The sequence below is a fragment of the Bacillus hominis genome (assembly GCF_018332515.1).
Taxonomy (GTDB): Bacteria; Bacillota; Bacilli; order Bacillales; family Bacillaceae_G; genus Bacillus_A; species Bacillus_A hominis.
Map to the genome: position 1 here is coordinate 1 of NZ_BOQD01000112.1, position 15919 is coordinate 15919.

Annotated in this window: 19 protein-coding genes, 1 riboswitch and 1 other annotated feature; of the genes, 14 read left to right on the plus strand and 5 right to left on the minus strand. The window is 33.3% G+C overall.

Annotated features, from left to right (window positions below; all coding sequences use genetic code 11):
• Positions 1-21: 21 nt before the first annotated feature.
• From KI356_RS12555 to KI356_RS12595, 9 genes are all read left to right on the plus strand, one after another.
• Positions 22-813, plus strand: coding sequence for a hypothetical protein (locus KI356_RS12555; RefSeq protein ID WP_212935575.1), 792 nt, complete (start codon positions 22-24; stop codon positions 811-813).
• 732 nt (positions 814-1545) lie between these two features.
• On the plus strand, positions 1546-2406 hold the full coding sequence (locus tag KI356_RS12560; protein WP_212935576.1) for a hypothetical protein: 861 nt from the start codon (positions 1546-1548) through the stop codon (positions 2404-2406).
• A complete protein-coding gene (locus tag KI356_RS12565; protein ID WP_128281879.1) occupies positions 2393-3037 on the plus strand; it encodes an ATP-binding cassette domain-containing protein in 645 nt (214 codons plus the stop codon). The genes KI356_RS12560 and KI356_RS12565 overlap by 14 nt, the downstream gene beginning before the upstream one ends.
• Before the next feature lie 12 nt (positions 3038-3049).
• The gene (locus KI356_RS12570) at positions 3050-3559 is read left to right on the plus strand and encodes a hypothetical protein (protein ID WP_128281880.1); all 510 of its coding nucleotides are present in this window, start codon (positions 3050-3052) and stop codon (positions 3557-3559) included.
• Between the two features lie 356 nt (positions 3560-3915).
• Positions 3916-4119 carry a winged helix-turn-helix transcriptional regulator gene (locus KI356_RS12575; RefSeq protein WP_128281995.1) on the plus strand — a complete coding sequence of 68 codons (204 nt, stop codon included), beginning with the start codon at positions 3916-3918 and terminating at the stop codon, positions 4117-4119.
• 48 nt (positions 4120-4167) lie between these two features.
• Positions 4168-4587, plus strand: a complete 420-nt coding sequence (psiE, locus tag KI356_RS12580) for a phosphate-starvation-inducible protein PsiE (RefSeq protein ID WP_128281881.1) — start codon at positions 4168-4170, stop codon at positions 4585-4587.
• Between the two features lie 140 nt (positions 4588-4727).
• Positions 4728-5243 carry a spermidine N1-acetyltransferase gene (gene speG / locus KI356_RS12585; protein ID WP_002124111.1) on the plus strand — a complete coding sequence of 172 codons (516 nt, stop codon included), beginning with the start codon at positions 4728-4730 and terminating at the stop codon, positions 5241-5243.
• Between the two features lie 185 nt (positions 5244-5428).
• On the plus strand, positions 5429-5644 hold the full coding sequence (locus tag KI356_RS12590; protein ID WP_128281884.1) for a DUF3955 domain-containing protein: 216 nt from the start codon (positions 5429-5431) through the stop codon (positions 5642-5644).
• A 60-nt stretch (positions 5645-5704) separates the two neighbouring features.
• Positions 5705-5944: a DUF3947 family protein gene (locus KI356_RS12595; RefSeq protein ID WP_000980974.1), complete on the plus strand. Its 240-nt coding sequence runs from the start codon at positions 5705-5707 to the stop codon at positions 5942-5944.
• A gap of 31 nt (positions 5945-5975) precedes the next feature.
• On the opposite strand, the gene crcB (KI356_RS12600) is transcribed toward KI356_RS12595, so the two are convergent.
• Positions 5976-6332, minus strand: coding sequence for a fluoride efflux transporter CrcB (crcB, locus tag KI356_RS12600; RefSeq protein WP_212935577.1), 357 nt, complete (start codon positions 6330-6332; stop codon positions 5976-5978).
• A complete protein-coding gene (gene crcB / locus KI356_RS12605) occupies positions 6329-6733 on the minus strand; it encodes a fluoride efflux transporter CrcB (protein ID WP_212935578.1) in 405 nt (134 codons plus the stop codon). Before crcB (KI356_RS12605) ends, crcB (KI356_RS12600) begins: the two co-directional genes overlap by 4 nt.
• Before the next feature lie 54 nt (positions 6734-6787).
• A riboswitch (Fluoride riboswitch) is annotated at positions 6788-6847 on the minus strand.
• A 315-nt stretch (positions 6848-7162) separates the two neighbouring features.
• Between crcB (KI356_RS12605) and KI356_RS12610 the strand changes: the two genes are divergently transcribed.
• The 4 genes from KI356_RS12610 (at position 7163) to tyrS (ending at position 11709) form a co-directional block, all read left to right on the plus strand.
• A complete protein-coding gene (locus KI356_RS12610) occupies positions 7163-8221 on the plus strand; it encodes an endonuclease/exonuclease/phosphatase family protein (RefSeq protein WP_128281887.1) in 1059 nt (352 codons plus the stop codon).
• A 152-nt stretch (positions 8222-8373) separates the two neighbouring features.
• A complete protein-coding gene (locus KI356_RS12615; protein ID WP_002124122.1) occupies positions 8374-8769 on the plus strand; it encodes an SET domain-containing protein in 396 nt (131 codons plus the stop codon).
• A 385-nt stretch (positions 8770-9154) separates the two neighbouring features.
• Positions 9155-10072, plus strand: coding sequence for a UDP-N-acetylmuramate dehydrogenase (murB, locus tag KI356_RS12620; RefSeq protein ID WP_002124123.1), 918 nt, complete (start codon positions 9155-9157; stop codon positions 10070-10072).
• Between the two features lie 106 nt (positions 10073-10178).
• Positions 10179-10395: a binding site (T-box leader), on the plus strand.
• A gap of 51 nt (positions 10396-10446) precedes the next feature.
• On the plus strand, positions 10447-11709 hold the full coding sequence (gene tyrS, locus KI356_RS12625) for a tyrosine--tRNA ligase (protein ID WP_128281888.1): 1263 nt from the start codon (positions 10447-10449) through the stop codon (positions 11707-11709).
• Positions 11710-11904: 195 nt separating this feature from the next.
• On the opposite strand, the gene KI356_RS12630 is transcribed toward tyrS, so the two are convergent.
• The 3 genes from KI356_RS12630 to KI356_RS12640 all read right to left on the minus strand — a co-directional run bounded on the left by KI356_RS12630 (position 11905) and on the right by KI356_RS12640 (position 14349).
• Entirely contained in the window at positions 11905-13083 is a 1179-nt protein-coding gene (locus tag KI356_RS12630; RefSeq protein ID WP_212935579.1) for an NAD(P)/FAD-dependent oxidoreductase, read from the minus strand.
• 44 nt (positions 13084-13127) lie between these two features.
• Positions 13128-13568, minus strand: coding sequence for a DUF1641 domain-containing protein (locus KI356_RS12635; RefSeq protein ID WP_002124127.1), 441 nt, complete (start codon positions 13566-13568; stop codon positions 13128-13130).
• A 433-nt stretch (positions 13569-14001) separates the two neighbouring features.
• Positions 14002-14349 (minus strand): winged helix-turn-helix transcriptional regulator, encoded by a 348-nt coding sequence (locus KI356_RS12640; protein ID WP_128281890.1) that lies wholly within the window; start codon positions 14347-14349, stop codon positions 14002-14004.
• A gap of 393 nt (positions 14350-14742) precedes the next feature.
• Between KI356_RS12640 and KI356_RS12645 the strand changes: the two genes are divergently transcribed.
• Positions 14743-15906: an MFS transporter gene (locus KI356_RS12645; RefSeq protein ID WP_212935587.1), complete on the plus strand. Its 1164-nt coding sequence runs from the start codon at positions 14743-14745 to the stop codon at positions 15904-15906.
• Positions 15907-15919 lie beyond the last annotated feature (13 nt).

Genomic DNA, 15919 nt, shown 5'->3' on the forward strand with positions numbered 1-15919 from the left:
TGATTTTCTAAGAGGTGAAATATGGATAAGTATTTTGAGAAAAGAATGAATAATAAGAATCTTTATTTTTCGCTTGTGTTAGGAATATCCTTATCTTGTGTATATATATTATATTACGTAATTCCACTTGCTGATAAAAGGGATGTTATCTTCACTCCATATACAACTTGGATGGGAATTAATAGTGTTGTAACACCTTCCTTTTTATTTTTCTTTATACTTCCAGTGATTGCAAGTTTACCTAGTTCATCAATCTTTCAGGAAGATAAAAGGAATGGTTCTTTTTTGTTTGTAATTATGAGAAGTAATTATAAAATGTATTTTCTTAAGCTGTTTAGTAAGACCTTTCTTATCGGTGGTGTTGTCGTTATTACTCCATTAATTTTAAACATTTTTTTATCGTTTATGTTTCTTCCAAATATAACTCCTGACGAAATTTTAAATTCCAATATAGGGATGTATGAGCGGGCAACCTTTTTTATTAGTATATATTTTGAACATCCGTTTATTCATATGATTTTATATATGTTTATAGCGTTTTTTTATGGTGGAGCCTTTGCTTTGTTTTCTCTTAGTATATCCTTTTATGCAAAGCATACTTTTATAACTTTATTAAGTGCTTTTTTATTACAGCTCTTTTTAATGATAATTAATTTGTTTTATCCTACGCCTCTTGCTCCTATATATTTCTTATCTGAATCTCATATATATCATGGAGCAAATATTATTGTTTCTATTTTAGTGTTGGTAGGGATTTTTGTTTTATCAGTAGTTTTGTTTTTAAGGGGAGTAAAACGACATGTTATTTTATAACCTTTTGAAAATTTATTTATTAGAGTTGTTTCAAAAACGAGGGTTATTTGTGATTAATATTTTATTTCTTATAGCCGGTGTGTCTATTCCCTTGATTAGATCCGTTTACTTTTTATCTAATGATTCTTTGTTTTTATTTCTTATTACTTCAAGAGATATGAAGATAGTTTTATTTAGTTATCTGCCATTATTGTTGCTTTTTTTCTATTCGTTTAATTATATGGATAAGAATGTTTACGTGTATTTTAGACATAAAACTCGTCAATCATATTGTGTTCATTTAATAATAAAGATTGTGAGTCTAGCAATTATCTATTCGAGTATCTATCTGTTAATTATAGGGATTAATTTTTTAATTGTAAGAGAAAAAATAGTAATTTGGTTGCTTCCATCTTCAAGTTGGTTAGTAATTACATATTTTATAGTATCGTTATGGCTAGTAACTGTAGCGATATGTATTTTTGCACAAATATTAATTTGTTTTGTTAAAAATAAAGCTATTTGTATTTTTAGTATTTACTTTTTTATTACAATTGATCAGTTATTAGAAAAAAAATATAATTTTTCCTTATTTTGGTCGAATGGTTTGGTTTTTCAAGAAAAAGATTTATTTCTAACAAGTATAAGCTTGATGAAATTAGCTTTTATGGTAGGGATTATTAGTATTTTATTTTCCATATTGAATATTTGTTTACATCGGATGGACTTATATAACGGAAGTGATTAATTACGATGAAAAATAGTGTTTTTTATAAATTAGTAAAAAGGGATTTAATATTAAGCATTCATATTATGAAATTAAGATTGATAATAGCATGTATTGTTTATAGTGCATTGGTGGGGGGAGAGGTATTTTTATTAAAGCAATCAACCGAGTATAGAGAGCTACCTTCAAATACTATAACGGTTCTTGATGTTTTATATGAATTACTAAAAGGGATATCCTTTAAAGAAGTTGAAATGGGACGATTCCAGCTTCCAGTAACATGGCTTATATTACAATTATCTTATTGTTTTATATTAGGTACTTATGTAAGAGCCGATTTTATACAACAGACACCGTATCTTTTAGCAAGAAAAGTGTCTAGGTATCAAGTGTTGTTTAGCAAGTTTATTAGTACAGGTATATTAGCTATTTGTATAACTGTATTATTTTATATTGCCGTGTTATTCTGGGGCGGTATTTTTTGTTCGTATCAATTTAACTGGGGAATATATACAGAAAATGTTAACCCTAAAATTTTTAATCACGTAAAAGAAATTATTTTTGTTATAAAAAGCTTTACTTTACAAGTAATAACATCTGTCTTGTTAGTTTGGGTTTATTTAATCGTATCTACTAAATTAAAAAGTGTTATTTCATATATGGTGATTATTGTGATTGTTACCATGACTATATTTATACCGGTTGTATGTAATCCATTCGATAGTATGTTAATCCGCAAGAATTTATTCTATTTTAATAGTGAACATTTTCTATATTCTATATCCTACTTTCTTTTATGCGCTTTTTTTCTATGGATAAGTTGTTATTTGGTAGGGAAAACATTTGAATTTGTTAATAGAAAGGATGATTCTGATGATATACATTGAGATTAAGCGTGTTTCTAAAATGCTAAAGGGTAATGTTATTTTAAATGATGTTAATTTAGAATTAGAACAAGGAAAGATTTATGGTTTTAAAGGGAGAAATGGTTCTGGTAAAACAATGTTTTTTAGAGCTTTATTAGGATTGATGAAAATAGATAGTGGTGAAATATTAATCGATAGAAAAATGATTGGTATTGATCATCCGTTTCCTGAAAATACAGGCATTATTATTGAATATCCAGGGTTCATTCCAGACTATACAGGGTTTAAAAACTTAAAAATATTAGCTTCTATTCAAAATAAAATAACGGATAAAACAATTAGTGAAACAATGGAGCTCGTAGGATTAAATCCAGAAGATAAAAGGAAAGTGAAAAAATATTCACTTGGGATGAAACAAAGATTGGGTATAGCGCAAGCAATTATGGAAAACCCTAAGTTATTAATTTTAGATGAACCGACAAACGCTTTAGATGAAGATGGAATTAAGGATATAACTAAAATCTTATTAGGTTTAAAGTCTAAAGGTACAACGATATTAGTTGCGAGTCATGATAGTGAAACGTTAAATTTAATTGCGGACAAAATATTCCTAGTTGAAAATGGTAAAGTATCACTATCTTCAGAGATGTAGAGGGAGAAAGATATGAATAAAAAGCGATATGTTTTTGTGATTATTGGTACACTTTTTATATTAGGAGCATGTTGGAGATATCAGGTAGTAAATAATTTTAATGAATCTTATATTGTGAAATCAGAGAATATTAATCTAGGTAAGTCATTTGATACAGATATATTTAAAGTTAGTATTAATTCTTTTAAGAAGAAACAAGTAATTGATGATAACGGAAATAAAGAAATTCATTATGTTTTTGATATTGAGGCAACAAATAACACGCAAACGGAACAAACAATTTTTACAGATTTGCATATATTGGCACCTTTAAAAGGTGCTAACAAGACGAATGGAATGTTTAATGAGAGTACAAAGAAAACAATAGTTTCATGGGAGAGGTTACAAAATCATAAAGGTATTGTAACAATGAAAATGAGAGAAAGCTGGGGAGTTACACTTAATACATCGGTGAAATTAGTATATCTAGGCGAAAAAAATAGTAAGAAAATAAAATACATATTAGATTTACCTAACAATTAAAGGCCTAGTTTACTTGTTGATTTTTGGAATGAGATGAAATCAGATTTTCAGTTAGATGGTTTGTAATATATTATTTATCTCTAATATTAAAAATAATAAATATCGATACTGTATTATAAACATGAAAAACATTGTGCAATTCCGCCATTGAAACTTGTATGGTTGCTTTATTTAGTATCTATTGTTGCATTTCTTATTATTGGATTTGTAACAAAAAGTAAAAAAAAGAGACCGATTGGGATAAAAATTTTTAAATAGTTTTCACATTCATATGTGGTTAGCGTGGCGTCTCTAGGTAAATAACAAACAAAATGGGCAAACTTATACTTACTTGAGTTTGTCTATTCTATCTTCGAATTAGTTTATATCATTTAACAAGCGGACCGACAAGAACGGGTGAGTTAAAAAGATCGGTAACGGGTATTACACAAAAAATGTTTACTGAACAGGGACAATCATTAAAAGAGGTTTTAAAAGTACTTTGCGATTGGGGAAACAACTATATTAAGCAAAGATATCCTAATGGTGAAGTGGTAGTGAAAGAGGTCGATCATATTTAATCTAACTCCGCTCCAATTATAATTTTGCTATAATAAATAAGTATTTACATGAAGGGGAGTGTGGAAGTGAAATTTAATATCGATCATTATATAGCTAGCGTTTTGCAGTGGATATTAAATATAGCGCTAATTATATTGTCCATTGTCTTATCCATCTTTTTAATTAATGAGACAATCACATTTATTCAATACATATTTTCGGCGAAGAAGTATACATCGTATAAGTTGGTTGAAAGTATCATCGTCTATTTCTTATACTTCGAGTTTATCGCATTAATTATTAAGTATTTTAAATCGAACTATCATTTCCCATTGCGTTATTTTATTTATATTGGAATTACGGCTTTAATTCGGTTAATTATTGTATCTCATGAGGAACCAATGGAGACGTTATTGTATGCAGGGTCCATTCTTGTTTTAGTCATTGCTTTATACATATCAAATATGAGAGATTTGAGAAAAGAGTAGTAGTGCAGAAATAAGTTTGCGCTACTTTTTCAACTTGACCTTCAAGTTACTTGAAAGTTTACAATGTAAATAGGGCGTTTGAAATCGAAAAAAATTGAGAAATTAAGTGAAGAGGTTTCTTTTATTTGGAGGTTATAGGAATGAATCAGGAATTGAAATTACGTCCTTTAGAACGGGAAGATTTAAAGTTTGTACACGAACTTAATAATAACGCACATATTATGTCTTATTGGTTTGAAGAGCCGTATGAGGCATTTGTAGAACTGCAGGATTTATATGATAAACATATACATGATCAAAGTGAACGCCGATTTATCGTTGAAAAAGATAATGAGATGGTTGGATTGGTCGAATTAGTAGAAATCGATTATATTCACCGTAGAACAGAATTCCAAATTATCATTGATCCGAAGTATCAAGGTTATGGATACGCAGCGGAAGCAACGCGTTTGGCGATGGATTACGCTTTTTCTGTGTTAAATATGCATAAACTCTATTTAGTTGTTGATAAAGAGAATGAAAAGGCTGTACATGTTTATAAAAAGGTTGGATTTGTAGTTGAAGGTGAGCTGCAAGATGAATTTTTCGTTGATGGTAACTACCATAATGCGATAAGAATGTGTATGTTCCAAAAAGCGTATTTCGGATCGAAATAATTGAGTGAAGAGGCTATAGACAATGATTTGTCTATAGCTTTTTTTATTGTGATAAATAGTAAATATTTATTGTAAAACGATAAATAGTTGTTGACTTATAATACACTTGAATTTATTATAATGGTAGTAAGAATAGGGAAAAGGAATACAAATCAATTAATTATGAAATTGAAGGAGAATATATTATGAAAAACAAATATGTATTAGCGGCTAGTCCGATATTTTTAGGAGTGTTATGTATAATTATGTTTAATATAATTGGTTCGGAAGTGAAGCCAGATGGAACTTTAGTGGAACCATTTTTCTTAATTCCATTAGCTTATTTATTTGTTTTTACTGGAATTATTGCGATTTTGTTCGTGGCTATTTTCTCGATGCTTCGAAAAAAGAAAGCGTGGTAAAACACTTACTATGAAATAGGAACATACAATATGGAAGAAAAATAAAAAGTGAGCTGAATAATGATGAACCATTATTTTTACACTGGAAGACAAGTAGGACCAGCTATTACATTGGCCGGGGCACAGATGACAATTCAGGCAGTGCATCAGGCCATTCAAATGCAACAACAAGCACAAGTAGCACAAATGATGCAGAGTCAGTATATGTCGTATTCGCAGCTTCCTGTGCAAAGTATACATTATGATGTGTATCCAGCTGGTTTATTTTCAATTCCATATGGTGCAACATACTTTTTATGAAAAAAAGCGACCGGTAAAAGAGTCGCTTTTTTTATATTCCACCTAACTTCATCCCAAGGAATGCGAAGAGGATACCAATCATATAAGTAGCGCTTAAATATAGAAATAGTACGCCAAAGTTTTTGCGGTTGAAAAGCTGAACAGATTCTAATTTAAACGTTGAAAATGTAGTGAAGGCACCCATAAATCCTGTGCCTAATAATAATTGCCAACTTGTAGTTATCCCTTTGCCAATTATATATCCGAGTAAAAATGCTCCTGTTATATTAATGAGAAATGTAGCAATTGGAAATGAAGTTTTATTTCTTTCTTTGAACCAATTACTAATTGCAAATCGTGTAATGGCACCGAAGAATCCGCCGACTGCTATTAATAAAGCATTAATCATGATGGTTCACCTTCCTCAAGGTGTTTTTGTAGTAAAAAATCTCCAAGTTTATAGCCAAGCAAAGACATCATTAGACCGCCTAGCATACTGCATGACACATATAAAAATGCGATACCAAAATGTGAATGATTGATTAACTGTATAGTTTCGACGCTGAATGTTGAAAAGGTCGTAAATGAACCGATAAACCCTGTTCCAATCCCTGTAATAACTTCAGAAGATAAGACGTTTAACCGGGCGATATAGGTGGTTAGCAAAGCAAGTAAGAAACAACCAATTAAGTTAATCGTTAATGTAGCGAATGGTAATGAATGATGCCAAAGCATATCGATAGTAAAACCTAAATAATAACGGGAAAGAGCTCCTAATATACCGGCTATGCCAACAATAATGTATTTCAATTTCTTCACCTCTCTAATAGTTTACTCAAAAAAAATAGACTCCTACCAGTAGTCATACTGGTAGGAGTCATTAGCTAAATAGCAGTTATGGCGAACTCCATCGCCTATAAGTTCTATTTATAGTGTACTAAATATTATTTTGGATTACCAATAAATATGTTAATGAAAAGTGTTGAAAGGAGGATCTGTATATTCTTTGAATCTGTAATTTCTCTGATATGTACTGTAATTTCTTCACAAGCTTACCTTATTAAATGTTATGATTGAATTTCAAGATAATTGCTGTGAGAGATATGGAAATTATTTGTTAACTAAATATAATGATATATAGTTTCCCTTGTGGTAAAATATTTCTTGTGTCTTTAATGTATATTTATTTAACTGAAAATACAGAAAAAACTTATTTTGTAGAAAAAGGAGTCATGTGTTTTGAAGAAATTTTTAAAAATAGTATTAATATTTATTTTAATAGTGGCCTGTATTCTAGGTGGCTTTTTAGCTTATATGACACTTACAAAAGAACAGCCAGCGAATGTTTTAGACGTAAAGGTTGAAAATAATAAAGAGCGTGTACTGCAGCCAGGAAATGAATTTAAAGTTACAACATTTAATATTGGATACGCTGGATTAGATAAGGACCAAGACTTCTTTATGGACGGTGGAAAAGGATCTGGTTCGAGTAGCAAGGAGCAAACTGAGATTAATTTGAAAAATATGCTTTCATTTTTACAAAATGAGAATAGCGATTTTACGTTATTGCAAGAAGTTGATATAAAATCCAAACGCTCATTTGATGTAAATGAACATGAGTTTTTGAAAAAAGGATTACCTGATTATGCTTCATCATTTGGGAAGAACTACGATACTAAGTGGGTTCCTGTCCCAGTCACAAAACCGATGGGATATGCTGAGGGAGGATTAAGTACATTTTCTAAATACACAGTTCAAACAGCAACGCGGTTCCAACTACCAGGAATGGAGCCTTGGCCGAAGCGTTTATTCGATTTAGATCGAGCGATCGTTGAACATAAAATCCCTGTTAATAATGGGAAGTATGTTAGGCTCGTAAACGTACATTTATCTGCTTATGATGAGGGCGGAAAAATTAGAAAGCAACAAGCGGAATATTTAAAAGAATATATGAACAAGTGTTATCAAAATGGTGATTATGTAATATTAGGTGGAGATTGGAACCAGTTACTTTCTAATGCCCAATTAAGCGATCCTAAGTTTGTAAAAGAGCGTCCTGAATGGCTAGTAGAGTTACCAACGGATTTCGCGGACGGAGGATTTCAATGGGCTGTAGACCCTTCCATTATGACAGTAAGGGATGATGTGAAGAAATACGTGGAAGGTGAAAATTTCGTCACTATTATTGATGGTTTTATCGTTTCACCGAATGTCGAGATTGTGAATGTACAAGGCAAAGATTTAAAATTTGAAAATAGTGATCATAACCCAGTGAGCGCGGTATTTAAACTGAAATAATTGATACGCGGGGCTTCATAGAATATCACGTAAAAAGAGCGCAATAATGTGCTCTTTTTATACTTGGTAGGAATTTAATTGCTTTTCTCCGCGTTTTCTGCCAAGCTTAAGGAGAAAAATACTTCGAAGAAAGAAATATATAGGTGACGAATATGATTGAAGTTAAGACTTCTGAACTTAGTGATGGAGAATTTAATAGAGGTGTATTTGCAACTCGTGATATTGAAAAGGGTGAGTTGATACACTCAGCACCAGTTATCTCTTATCCGAATGAACAGCATGAACACATTGAGAAAACGTTACTTGCTGACTACGCATTTGAGTATGGGGTAAATCATACGGCATTCCTTTTAGGATACGGCATGTTATTTAATCATTCATATAAGCCGAATGCAACGTATGATATTGTCTTTGAGAATCATATGTTTAACTTCTTTGCTTACAAAGATATAAAAGCGGGCGAAGAGATTCTAATCAATTATAATGGTGAAGTTGATGACGATGAGCTATTATGGTTTGATAAGGAAAAAGAAGAGAACGAAAAATAATTTAAAGAGTATAGAAAGGGCACATTCTGTGGGATGTGCTCTTTTTTTATTGATGAAAATAAAAAAAGATTACAAAAAATACCACTTTTCTTTCATATGGTATAGTAAGATACTGAAGGGTATTGCTTTGAAAAACCTATATATTTTACAAATTGTTGTCTATATGGTTACATGTCAAGTTTAGTAGCCCATTTGGGTTGCTTTATTATGCGATATATATTTTAATATGAGTGGAACCTCTTATAATTTAAGAGGTTTATAGGTGTGTTTTATGTACACTTTATCTACCACTTATGCTTTTTATTTGTAGCGCATTGTTATGTGGGGATATTATGGGCCTGTGGATAGCGGGATAAAAAGATTATAGAAATAGAGGAATCGTAAAATGAATATGCAAGAGGTTTATAAATATTTAAGTACAGTATTGCCTGAAGGTCATGTGAAGCAAGATGAAATGTTAAAGAATCATACGCATATTAAAGTGGGCGGGAAAGCGGATGTGTTCGTTGCTCCTACGAATTATGATGAAATTCAAGAAGTCATAAAGTATGCGAATCAATACAATATTCCAGTTACGTTTTTAGGAAACGGATCTAATGTTATTATTAAAGATGGTGGTCTTCGCGGGATTACAGTAAGTTTAATTCATATTACAGGTGTTACTGTAACAGGGACAACGATTGTTGCGGGGTGTGGTGCAGCAATTATTGATGTGTCACGAATTGCATTGGATCACTGTTTAACAGGACTTGAGTTTGCTTGTGGTATTCCAGGTTCAGTCGGCGGAGCATTATATATGAATGCTGGTGCATATGGCGGTGAAGTAGCCTATGTATTAACAGAAGCAGTTGTAATGACAGGTGATGGAGAGCTATGCACTTTAACGAAAGATGAATTTGAATTTGGATATCGTAAGAGTGTATTTGCGAACAATCATTATATTATTCTTGAAGCGAAGTTTGAACTTGAAGAAGGTGTGCGTGAAGAAATCAAGGAAAAAATGGATGATTTAACGTTTAAACGTGAATCAAAACAACCGTTAGAGTATCCTTCATGTGGTAGTGTATTTAAGCGTCCACCAAATAATTTTGCGGGTAAACTTATTCAAGAATCAGGACTGCAAGGTAAGCGAATTGGCGGAGTGGAAGTTTCTTTAAAACACGCTGGATTCATGGTGAATGTTGATAATGGAACTGCACAAGATTATATCGATTTAATTCATTTCGTACAAAAAACTGTTGAAGAAAAATTCGGTGTGAAATTAGAGCGAGAAGTAAGGATTATTGGAGAAGATCTACAGTAACCTTTGAATAAAAACGTATAAAAATATGAATTATTTCAGAATAATATTTGGGTATTGTTGACAATTTGTTTTCGATTCAATATAATGGCTAATAATTTAACAAATAAAATATACGTTGAAAGAGCCCAGTAGCAGTTTGTCACTGTTATCAAAGAGAGCTAGGGGTTGCTGGAACCTAGCACAAACAAACCTGTGAATTACACTCTGGAGTATCTTAGGTAACGCTAAGCGGAGTAGCAAACGATATTATTGCTAAGAGTGGTATGAATAGCTATGCTATTTATGCAAACTGGGTGGTAACACGGTGAATAATCGTCCCTATGTCATAGACATAGGGACTTTTTGTTTTTAAAAAATAAAGGGGATGACAAAAGATGAATATTATTGATGAATTAGGATGGCGCGGTGCTGTGAATCAACAGACAGATGAAGAAGGTTTACGTAAGTTAGTAGAAGAGAAAAAGATTTCACTATACTGCGGAGTGGATCCGACTGGTGATAGTATGCATATCGGACATTTGATTCCGTTTATGATGATGAAGAGATTCCAATTAGCTGGCCATCATCCTGTTATTTTAATCGGCGGAGCAACAGGAACAATTGGTGATCCGAGTGGTCGTCAATCAGAGCGCCAATTGCAAACTTTAGAAGTAGTCCAGCATAATGTAGATGCGTTAACAGCGCAAATGAAAAAGCTATTTGACTTTGGCGGCAATAGCGAAGTGAAGATGGTAAATAACTATGACTGGACACATAAAATAAACATTATCGAGTTTTTACGTGATTACGGAAAAAACTTTAGCATAAATAGCATGTTAGCAAAAGATATTGTCGCAAGTCGTTTAGATACAGGAATCTCTTTCACAGAGTTCACGTACCAAATCTTGCAAGCAATGGACTTCCATCATTTATACAAAGAAGAAGATGTTCAATTACAAATCGGTGGTAGTGATCAATGGGGAAATATTACGAGTGGTTTAGATTTAATTCGTAAATTAGAAGGTCATGAGGCGAAAGTATTCGGGCTAACAATTCCGTTATTATTAAAATCGGATGGTACGAAATTTGGTAAATCAGCAGGTGGTGCTATTTGGCTTGATCCTGAAAAAACAACACCGTTTGAATTTTACCAGTTTTGGGTGAATACAGATGACCGTGATGTAATTAAATACTTGAAATACTTTACGTTCTTAACGAAAGAGAGAATTGATGAATTAGCTGTGAAAGTAGAAACAGAGCCTCATAAACGTGAAGCACAAAAAGTATTAGCAGAAGAAATGACGAAATTCGTTCATGGAGAAGAAGCATTTTTGCAGGCTATGAAAATTACAGCAGCGTTATTTAGCGGAGATATTAAATCGTTAACAGCTGATGAAATTGAACAAGGATTTAAAGAGATGCCGACATTCCAATCTTCAAAAGAGACGAAAAACATTGTAGAGTGGTTAGTTGATTTAGGAATTGAACCTTCTAGACGTCAAGCGCGTGAAGATATTAATAATGGGGCTATATCTATGAATGGTGAAAAAGTAACGGATGTAGGTACTGATGTTACTGTAGAAAATTCATTTGATGGAAGGTTTATTATTATTCGTAAAGGGAAGAAGAACTACAGCTTAGTGGAATTGGGCGAATAGTTCTTGTGAAAGAGTGGAGGTAGGGAAGATAGCTACTTCCGCTCTTTTCATATACACAATTCCGACATAAAAAGTCAGTATATTTTGATAATTAAAGAGGATTATATTATTCTTTTGCCGAATAAATAAGTTAGAGAAAATTACGGATAAAAATAGCCCGAACCATGCAGGGCATGATTCGGGCTTATATTCAGATTAGTAAGCTAAGCTGAATAGACCTTTAATGTGTGATAAGTAACGAACGTTACTTGCTTCTTTCATTAATGATGCTGGTAAACCTTTAAGCGGAGTGTTGCTTGCTCCGATTGTAGCAACAGCATCTTTACGTCCTAGACTAGCAAGTGTTCCAGAGTTTATAGGTGCGAACTCCTCGAATGCTTTGCCTTCTAGTGCTGCGTATAAGTTGTATCCAATTAACTCACCCATTTGCCAAGCGATCTGTGCAGTTGGTGGGTATGGACGACCGTCTTCAGCAAAGACAACAGCGCTGTCTCCAGCAACGAATACGTCTTTGTGAGAAGTAGATTGTAGGTGTGCATCAACTGTTGCACGGCCACGGTTTACTTCAAGACCTGATTCACCGATTAATGGGTTACCTTGTACGCCGCCTGTCCAAACGAATGTGTTAGCAACGATTTTTTGACCGTCTTTTAAGTCGATTTCATTGCCAGCAACGTTTGTTACAGGAAGACCTGTTAAGAATGTAACACCGCGTGCTTCTAAGCTAGCAGTTGCACGTTCGATTAAGTGGTCTGGTAATACTGGAAGGATTTTTGGACCTGCTTCAACAAGAAGAAGTTTAACTTCTTTTGGATTTACGCCGTGGCTTTTTGCAAGTTTAGGCATAATGTCAGCAAGCTCACCAACTAGCTCAACGCCAGTTAATCCGCCACCACCGATTACGATTGTAGCATCAGCTTCGTTTTTCGTTTTAGCGTATTCACGAATACGGTCTTCAACGTGTTTGTAGATTTTATTTGCATCAGCAGCAGATTTTAATACCATGCTGTTTTCTTCTAGTCCTGGAATACCGAAGTAAGCAGTTTTACTTCCTAAAGCAACTACAAGTGCATCGTAAGATAGCGTAGTGCCACCAGCTAGTTTGATTTCTTTGCTATCAACTGAGAATGACTCAACTGTTGCAATTTTAAGATCGATGTCTTTGCCTTTGAAAAGCTTTGTAAGTGGCATTGCAACTGCTTGCTCAGCAACATTACCAGCTGCAAGGCGGTGTAGTTCAGTGATGATTTGGTGTGTTGGGTATTGGTTGATCACTGTAACTTGTGCTTCTGATTTGCTGTAGTATTTACGTACGTTTAAAGCGGCAAGAAGACCGCCATAACCAGCGCCTAAGATGACAATTTGTTTTGACATAGTATGATATCCCCCGTCTTTACTAATTGTTGTTATAAATTAAATTATTTATTATTACGTTCTGCACTAATTTGAAGATAAGCATTTACAAAGCGGAACATTTTTTGTGCTTGTGGGTCTTTTAATAATTTTAATAGACCAAATAGGCCAATAACTTCGTTGCTTTCGTCAGCACGATCTTTCGCTTCGATAGCAGTTGCAGCCATGCTTTTCACTGTATCTTTTACAGGTTCTACAAGTTCTGTAATTGCGCTAACAGTGTCATTTTTTAATACTTCATCAGTAGCAACAGTTTGAGCGAAGTCATAAGACTTAGTTAAAATGTTAACAAGCTCAGTTAATTTTGGAAGCTGTTCCACTAGTGTAGTTAATGATTCTTGTACCTCAGGTTTTAACAACTGATCAAGTACATCAAGTTGTCCTTGGCTAGCAGAAATTTGTACAGTTTCTTGTTCTGGCTTTGTTTGAGTCATAGTTTCTGGCATCTCCAATTCTCCTTTACGATAGCAATACTCTTATTTTTGATAAGTAAGATAGTAACCGTGTTTTACGAAAGTTTATACAAAGTTTCACAAAACACAATAAAATGCCTTTAAATTTATGACAGCAAGTAAGCTGAAATCATAAATCTAAAACCATAACGTCTTACCTAATTATTTATGAACTGTCCGATACATGGCTTGTCCGCATAATGGAAAGTTCCCTTATCGGAAAGTGTATATAATATATATCCTTTATTATATACTATATACACGTATGTTAACATAAAAATGATTCCTAATTATTTCATATTGAGCCTGTAACCTAGTACTGACAAGGCATGAAAGCGCATAAATTATTTTATCTATCTTAAAAATGTACATATATATATAGAAAAAAAGGAAAAAATGGACAAATTTATGTTCATTTTTTCCTTTTTTATTGTTCACCCTCTGTAATTAGCATCGATGTGTTACCGCCTTTTTCAAGATGGCATTCGCCCCAAGTACAAAGAGAATCGAGAATGGACTCTAAAGACCATCCGTAGTCAGTAAGGGAATATTCTACTTTTGGTGGTACTTGATTGTATACCTTTCTTTGAATAACCCCATCTTCTTCTAATTCACGTAATTGCTGTGTTAACATCTTTTGTGTAATACCAGGCATTAAACGTTTTAGTTCACTCGTTCTTTTTGTGCCTTTTTGTAAATGGCAAAGAATGACGACTTTCCATTTTCCGCCGATGACCTCTAAAGTTGCTTCTACAGGAATGTTGTATTTCTTCATATAAAAATCTCCTCTGATGAATATGGATTTCAATTTTTCAACGAAAGAAGCTAAATGATGTAAATGTTACTTTTTAGTACCTATAGCACTTTAAAGTACGTACTTTTTATCGTGTTGAATATGTTTCATAATAGCATAAGTAAGAGGCAAATGAGTAGTACGGTACTAAAAAGTGCCTATGTTACTTTTTGGTACCTATCGTACTTGAAAGTGCGTTCTTTCAAAAAGGAATGAAACCATTCATAATAGCATTTGTAGAGATTAAATATATTTTTTAGAAGATAAAAAGGCCTTTTTATCGCACTATTATGATTGGATTTCTTGTAATAAGGAGGAATTCAATTGAGTTCATATACAGTAGCTTCTTCAGCAACAGAGACGAATAGAAGGAGTATGTTCGCTTTGTTAGCACTAGCGATTAGTGCATTTGGAATAGGAACGACTGAATTTATAAGCGTTGGTTTATTACCATCTATTTCGGAAGATTTACATGTTTCTGTTACAACAGCGGGTTTAACCGTTTCTTTATATGCGTTAGGGGTAGCGTTTGGTGCCCCAGTGTTAACGTCGTTAACAGCTAGTATGTCGCGAAAGACGTTATTAATGTGGATTATGATTATTTTCATTATCGGTAATGGAATTGCAGCTGTGGCAACAAGTTTCACTGTTTTACTTATCGCGAGGGTTGTATCTGCGTTTGCACACGGCGTTTTTATGTCGATCGGATCCACAATTGCAGCCGCACTTGTACCAGAGAATAAACGTGCTAGCGCGATTGCTTTTATGTTTACTGGTTTAACCGTTGCGACCATTACAGGTGTACCAATTGGAACATTTATTGGTCAGCAATTTGGCTGGAGAGCTTCCTTTATGGTAATTGTTGCAATTGGAATTGTTGCTCTAATTGCAAATAGTATATTAGTCCCGTCTAATTTGAAAAAAGGTACATCCGTATCATTTCGCGATCAATTCAAATTGATTACGAACGGAAGGTTATTACTTGTTTTCGTTATTACTGCATTAGGATACGGAGGGACATTCGTAACATTTACGTATTTATCACCGCTATTACAAGAAGTAACTGGATTTAAAGCAAGTACCGTTACAATCATTTTGTTAGTGTACGGAGTTGCAATTGCAATTGGGAATATGATTGGCGGTAAGTTATCAAATCATAATCCAATTCGAGCATTATTTTATATGTTTTTCATTCAAGCAATTGTATTGTTCGTGCTAACATTTACAGCACCATTTAAAGTAGCAGGGCTGATTACGATTATTTTCATGGGACTATTCGCATTTATGAATGTCCCTGGATTACAAGTATATGTAGTTATATTGGCTGAGCGATTTGTACCGAGTGCTGTCGATGTAGCATCAGCAATGAATATTGCCGCGTTTAACGCAGGAATCGCTATCGGTGCTTATTTAGGCGGTATTGTAACGAACTCGTTAGGATTACTTCATACAGCCTGGGTAGGCGGCATTATGGTAGCAGGTGCTGTTATTTTAACAGCGTGGAGTATGGCATTAGAAAAAAGAGATCAAGCAAAATAAAGGAGAGAAAATA

Bases quoted from the DNA above. Each gene is read 5' to 3' on its own strand.
- KI356_RS12645 (WP_212935587.1), top strand. From the start codon at position 14,743: ATGTTCGCTTTGTTAGCACTAGCGATTAGTGCATTTGGAATAGGAACG.
- tyrS (WP_128281888.1), top strand. From the start codon at position 10,447: ATGAATATTATTGATGAATTAGGATGGCGCGGTGCTGTGAATCAACAG.
- KI356_RS12555 (WP_212935575.1), top strand. From the start codon at position 22: ATGGATAAGTATTTTGAGAAAAGAATGAATAATAAGAATCTTTATTTT.
- KI356_RS12565 (WP_128281879.1), top strand. From the start codon at position 2,393: ATGATATACATTGAGATTAAGCGTGTTTCTAAAATGCTAAAGGGTAAT.
- KI356_RS12595 (WP_000980974.1), top strand. From the start codon at position 5,705: ATGATGAACCATTATTTTTACACTGGAAGACAAGTAGGACCAGCTATT.
- KI356_RS12640 (WP_128281890.1), bottom strand. From the start codon at position 14,349: ATGAAGAAATACAACATTCCTGTAGAAGCAACTTTAGAGGTCATCGGC.
- murB (WP_002124123.1), top strand. From the start codon at position 9,155: ATGAATATGCAAGAGGTTTATAAATATTTAAGTACAGTATTGCCTGAA.
- KI356_RS12590 (WP_128281884.1), top strand. From the start codon at position 5,429: ATGAAAAACAAATATGTATTAGCGGCTAGTCCGATATTTTTAGGAGTG.
- speG (WP_002124111.1), top strand. From the start codon at position 4,728: ATGAATCAGGAATTGAAATTACGTCCTTTAGAACGGGAAGATTTAAAG.
- psiE (WP_128281881.1), top strand. From the start codon at position 4,168: ATGAAGGGGAGTGTGGAAGTGAAATTTAATATCGATCATTATATAGCT.
- KI356_RS12615 (WP_002124122.1), top strand. From the start codon at position 8,374: ATGATTGAAGTTAAGACTTCTGAACTTAGTGATGGAGAATTTAATAGA.
- KI356_RS12630 (WP_212935579.1), bottom strand. From the start codon at position 13,083: ATGTCAAAACAAATTGTCATCTTAGGCGCTGGTTATGGCGGTCTTCTT.
- KI356_RS12635 (WP_002124127.1), bottom strand. From the start codon at position 13,568: ATGCCAGAAACTATGACTCAAACAAAGCCAGAACAAGAAACTGTACAA.
- KI356_RS12560 (WP_212935576.1), top strand. From the start codon at position 1,546: ATGAAAAATAGTGTTTTTTATAAATTAGTAAAAAGGGATTTAATATTA.
- KI356_RS12570 (WP_128281880.1), top strand. From the start codon at position 3,050: ATGAATAAAAAGCGATATGTTTTTGTGATTATTGGTACACTTTTTATA.
- crcB (WP_212935577.1), bottom strand. From the start codon at position 6,332: ATGATTAATGCTTTATTAATAGCAGTCGGCGGATTCTTCGGTGCCATT.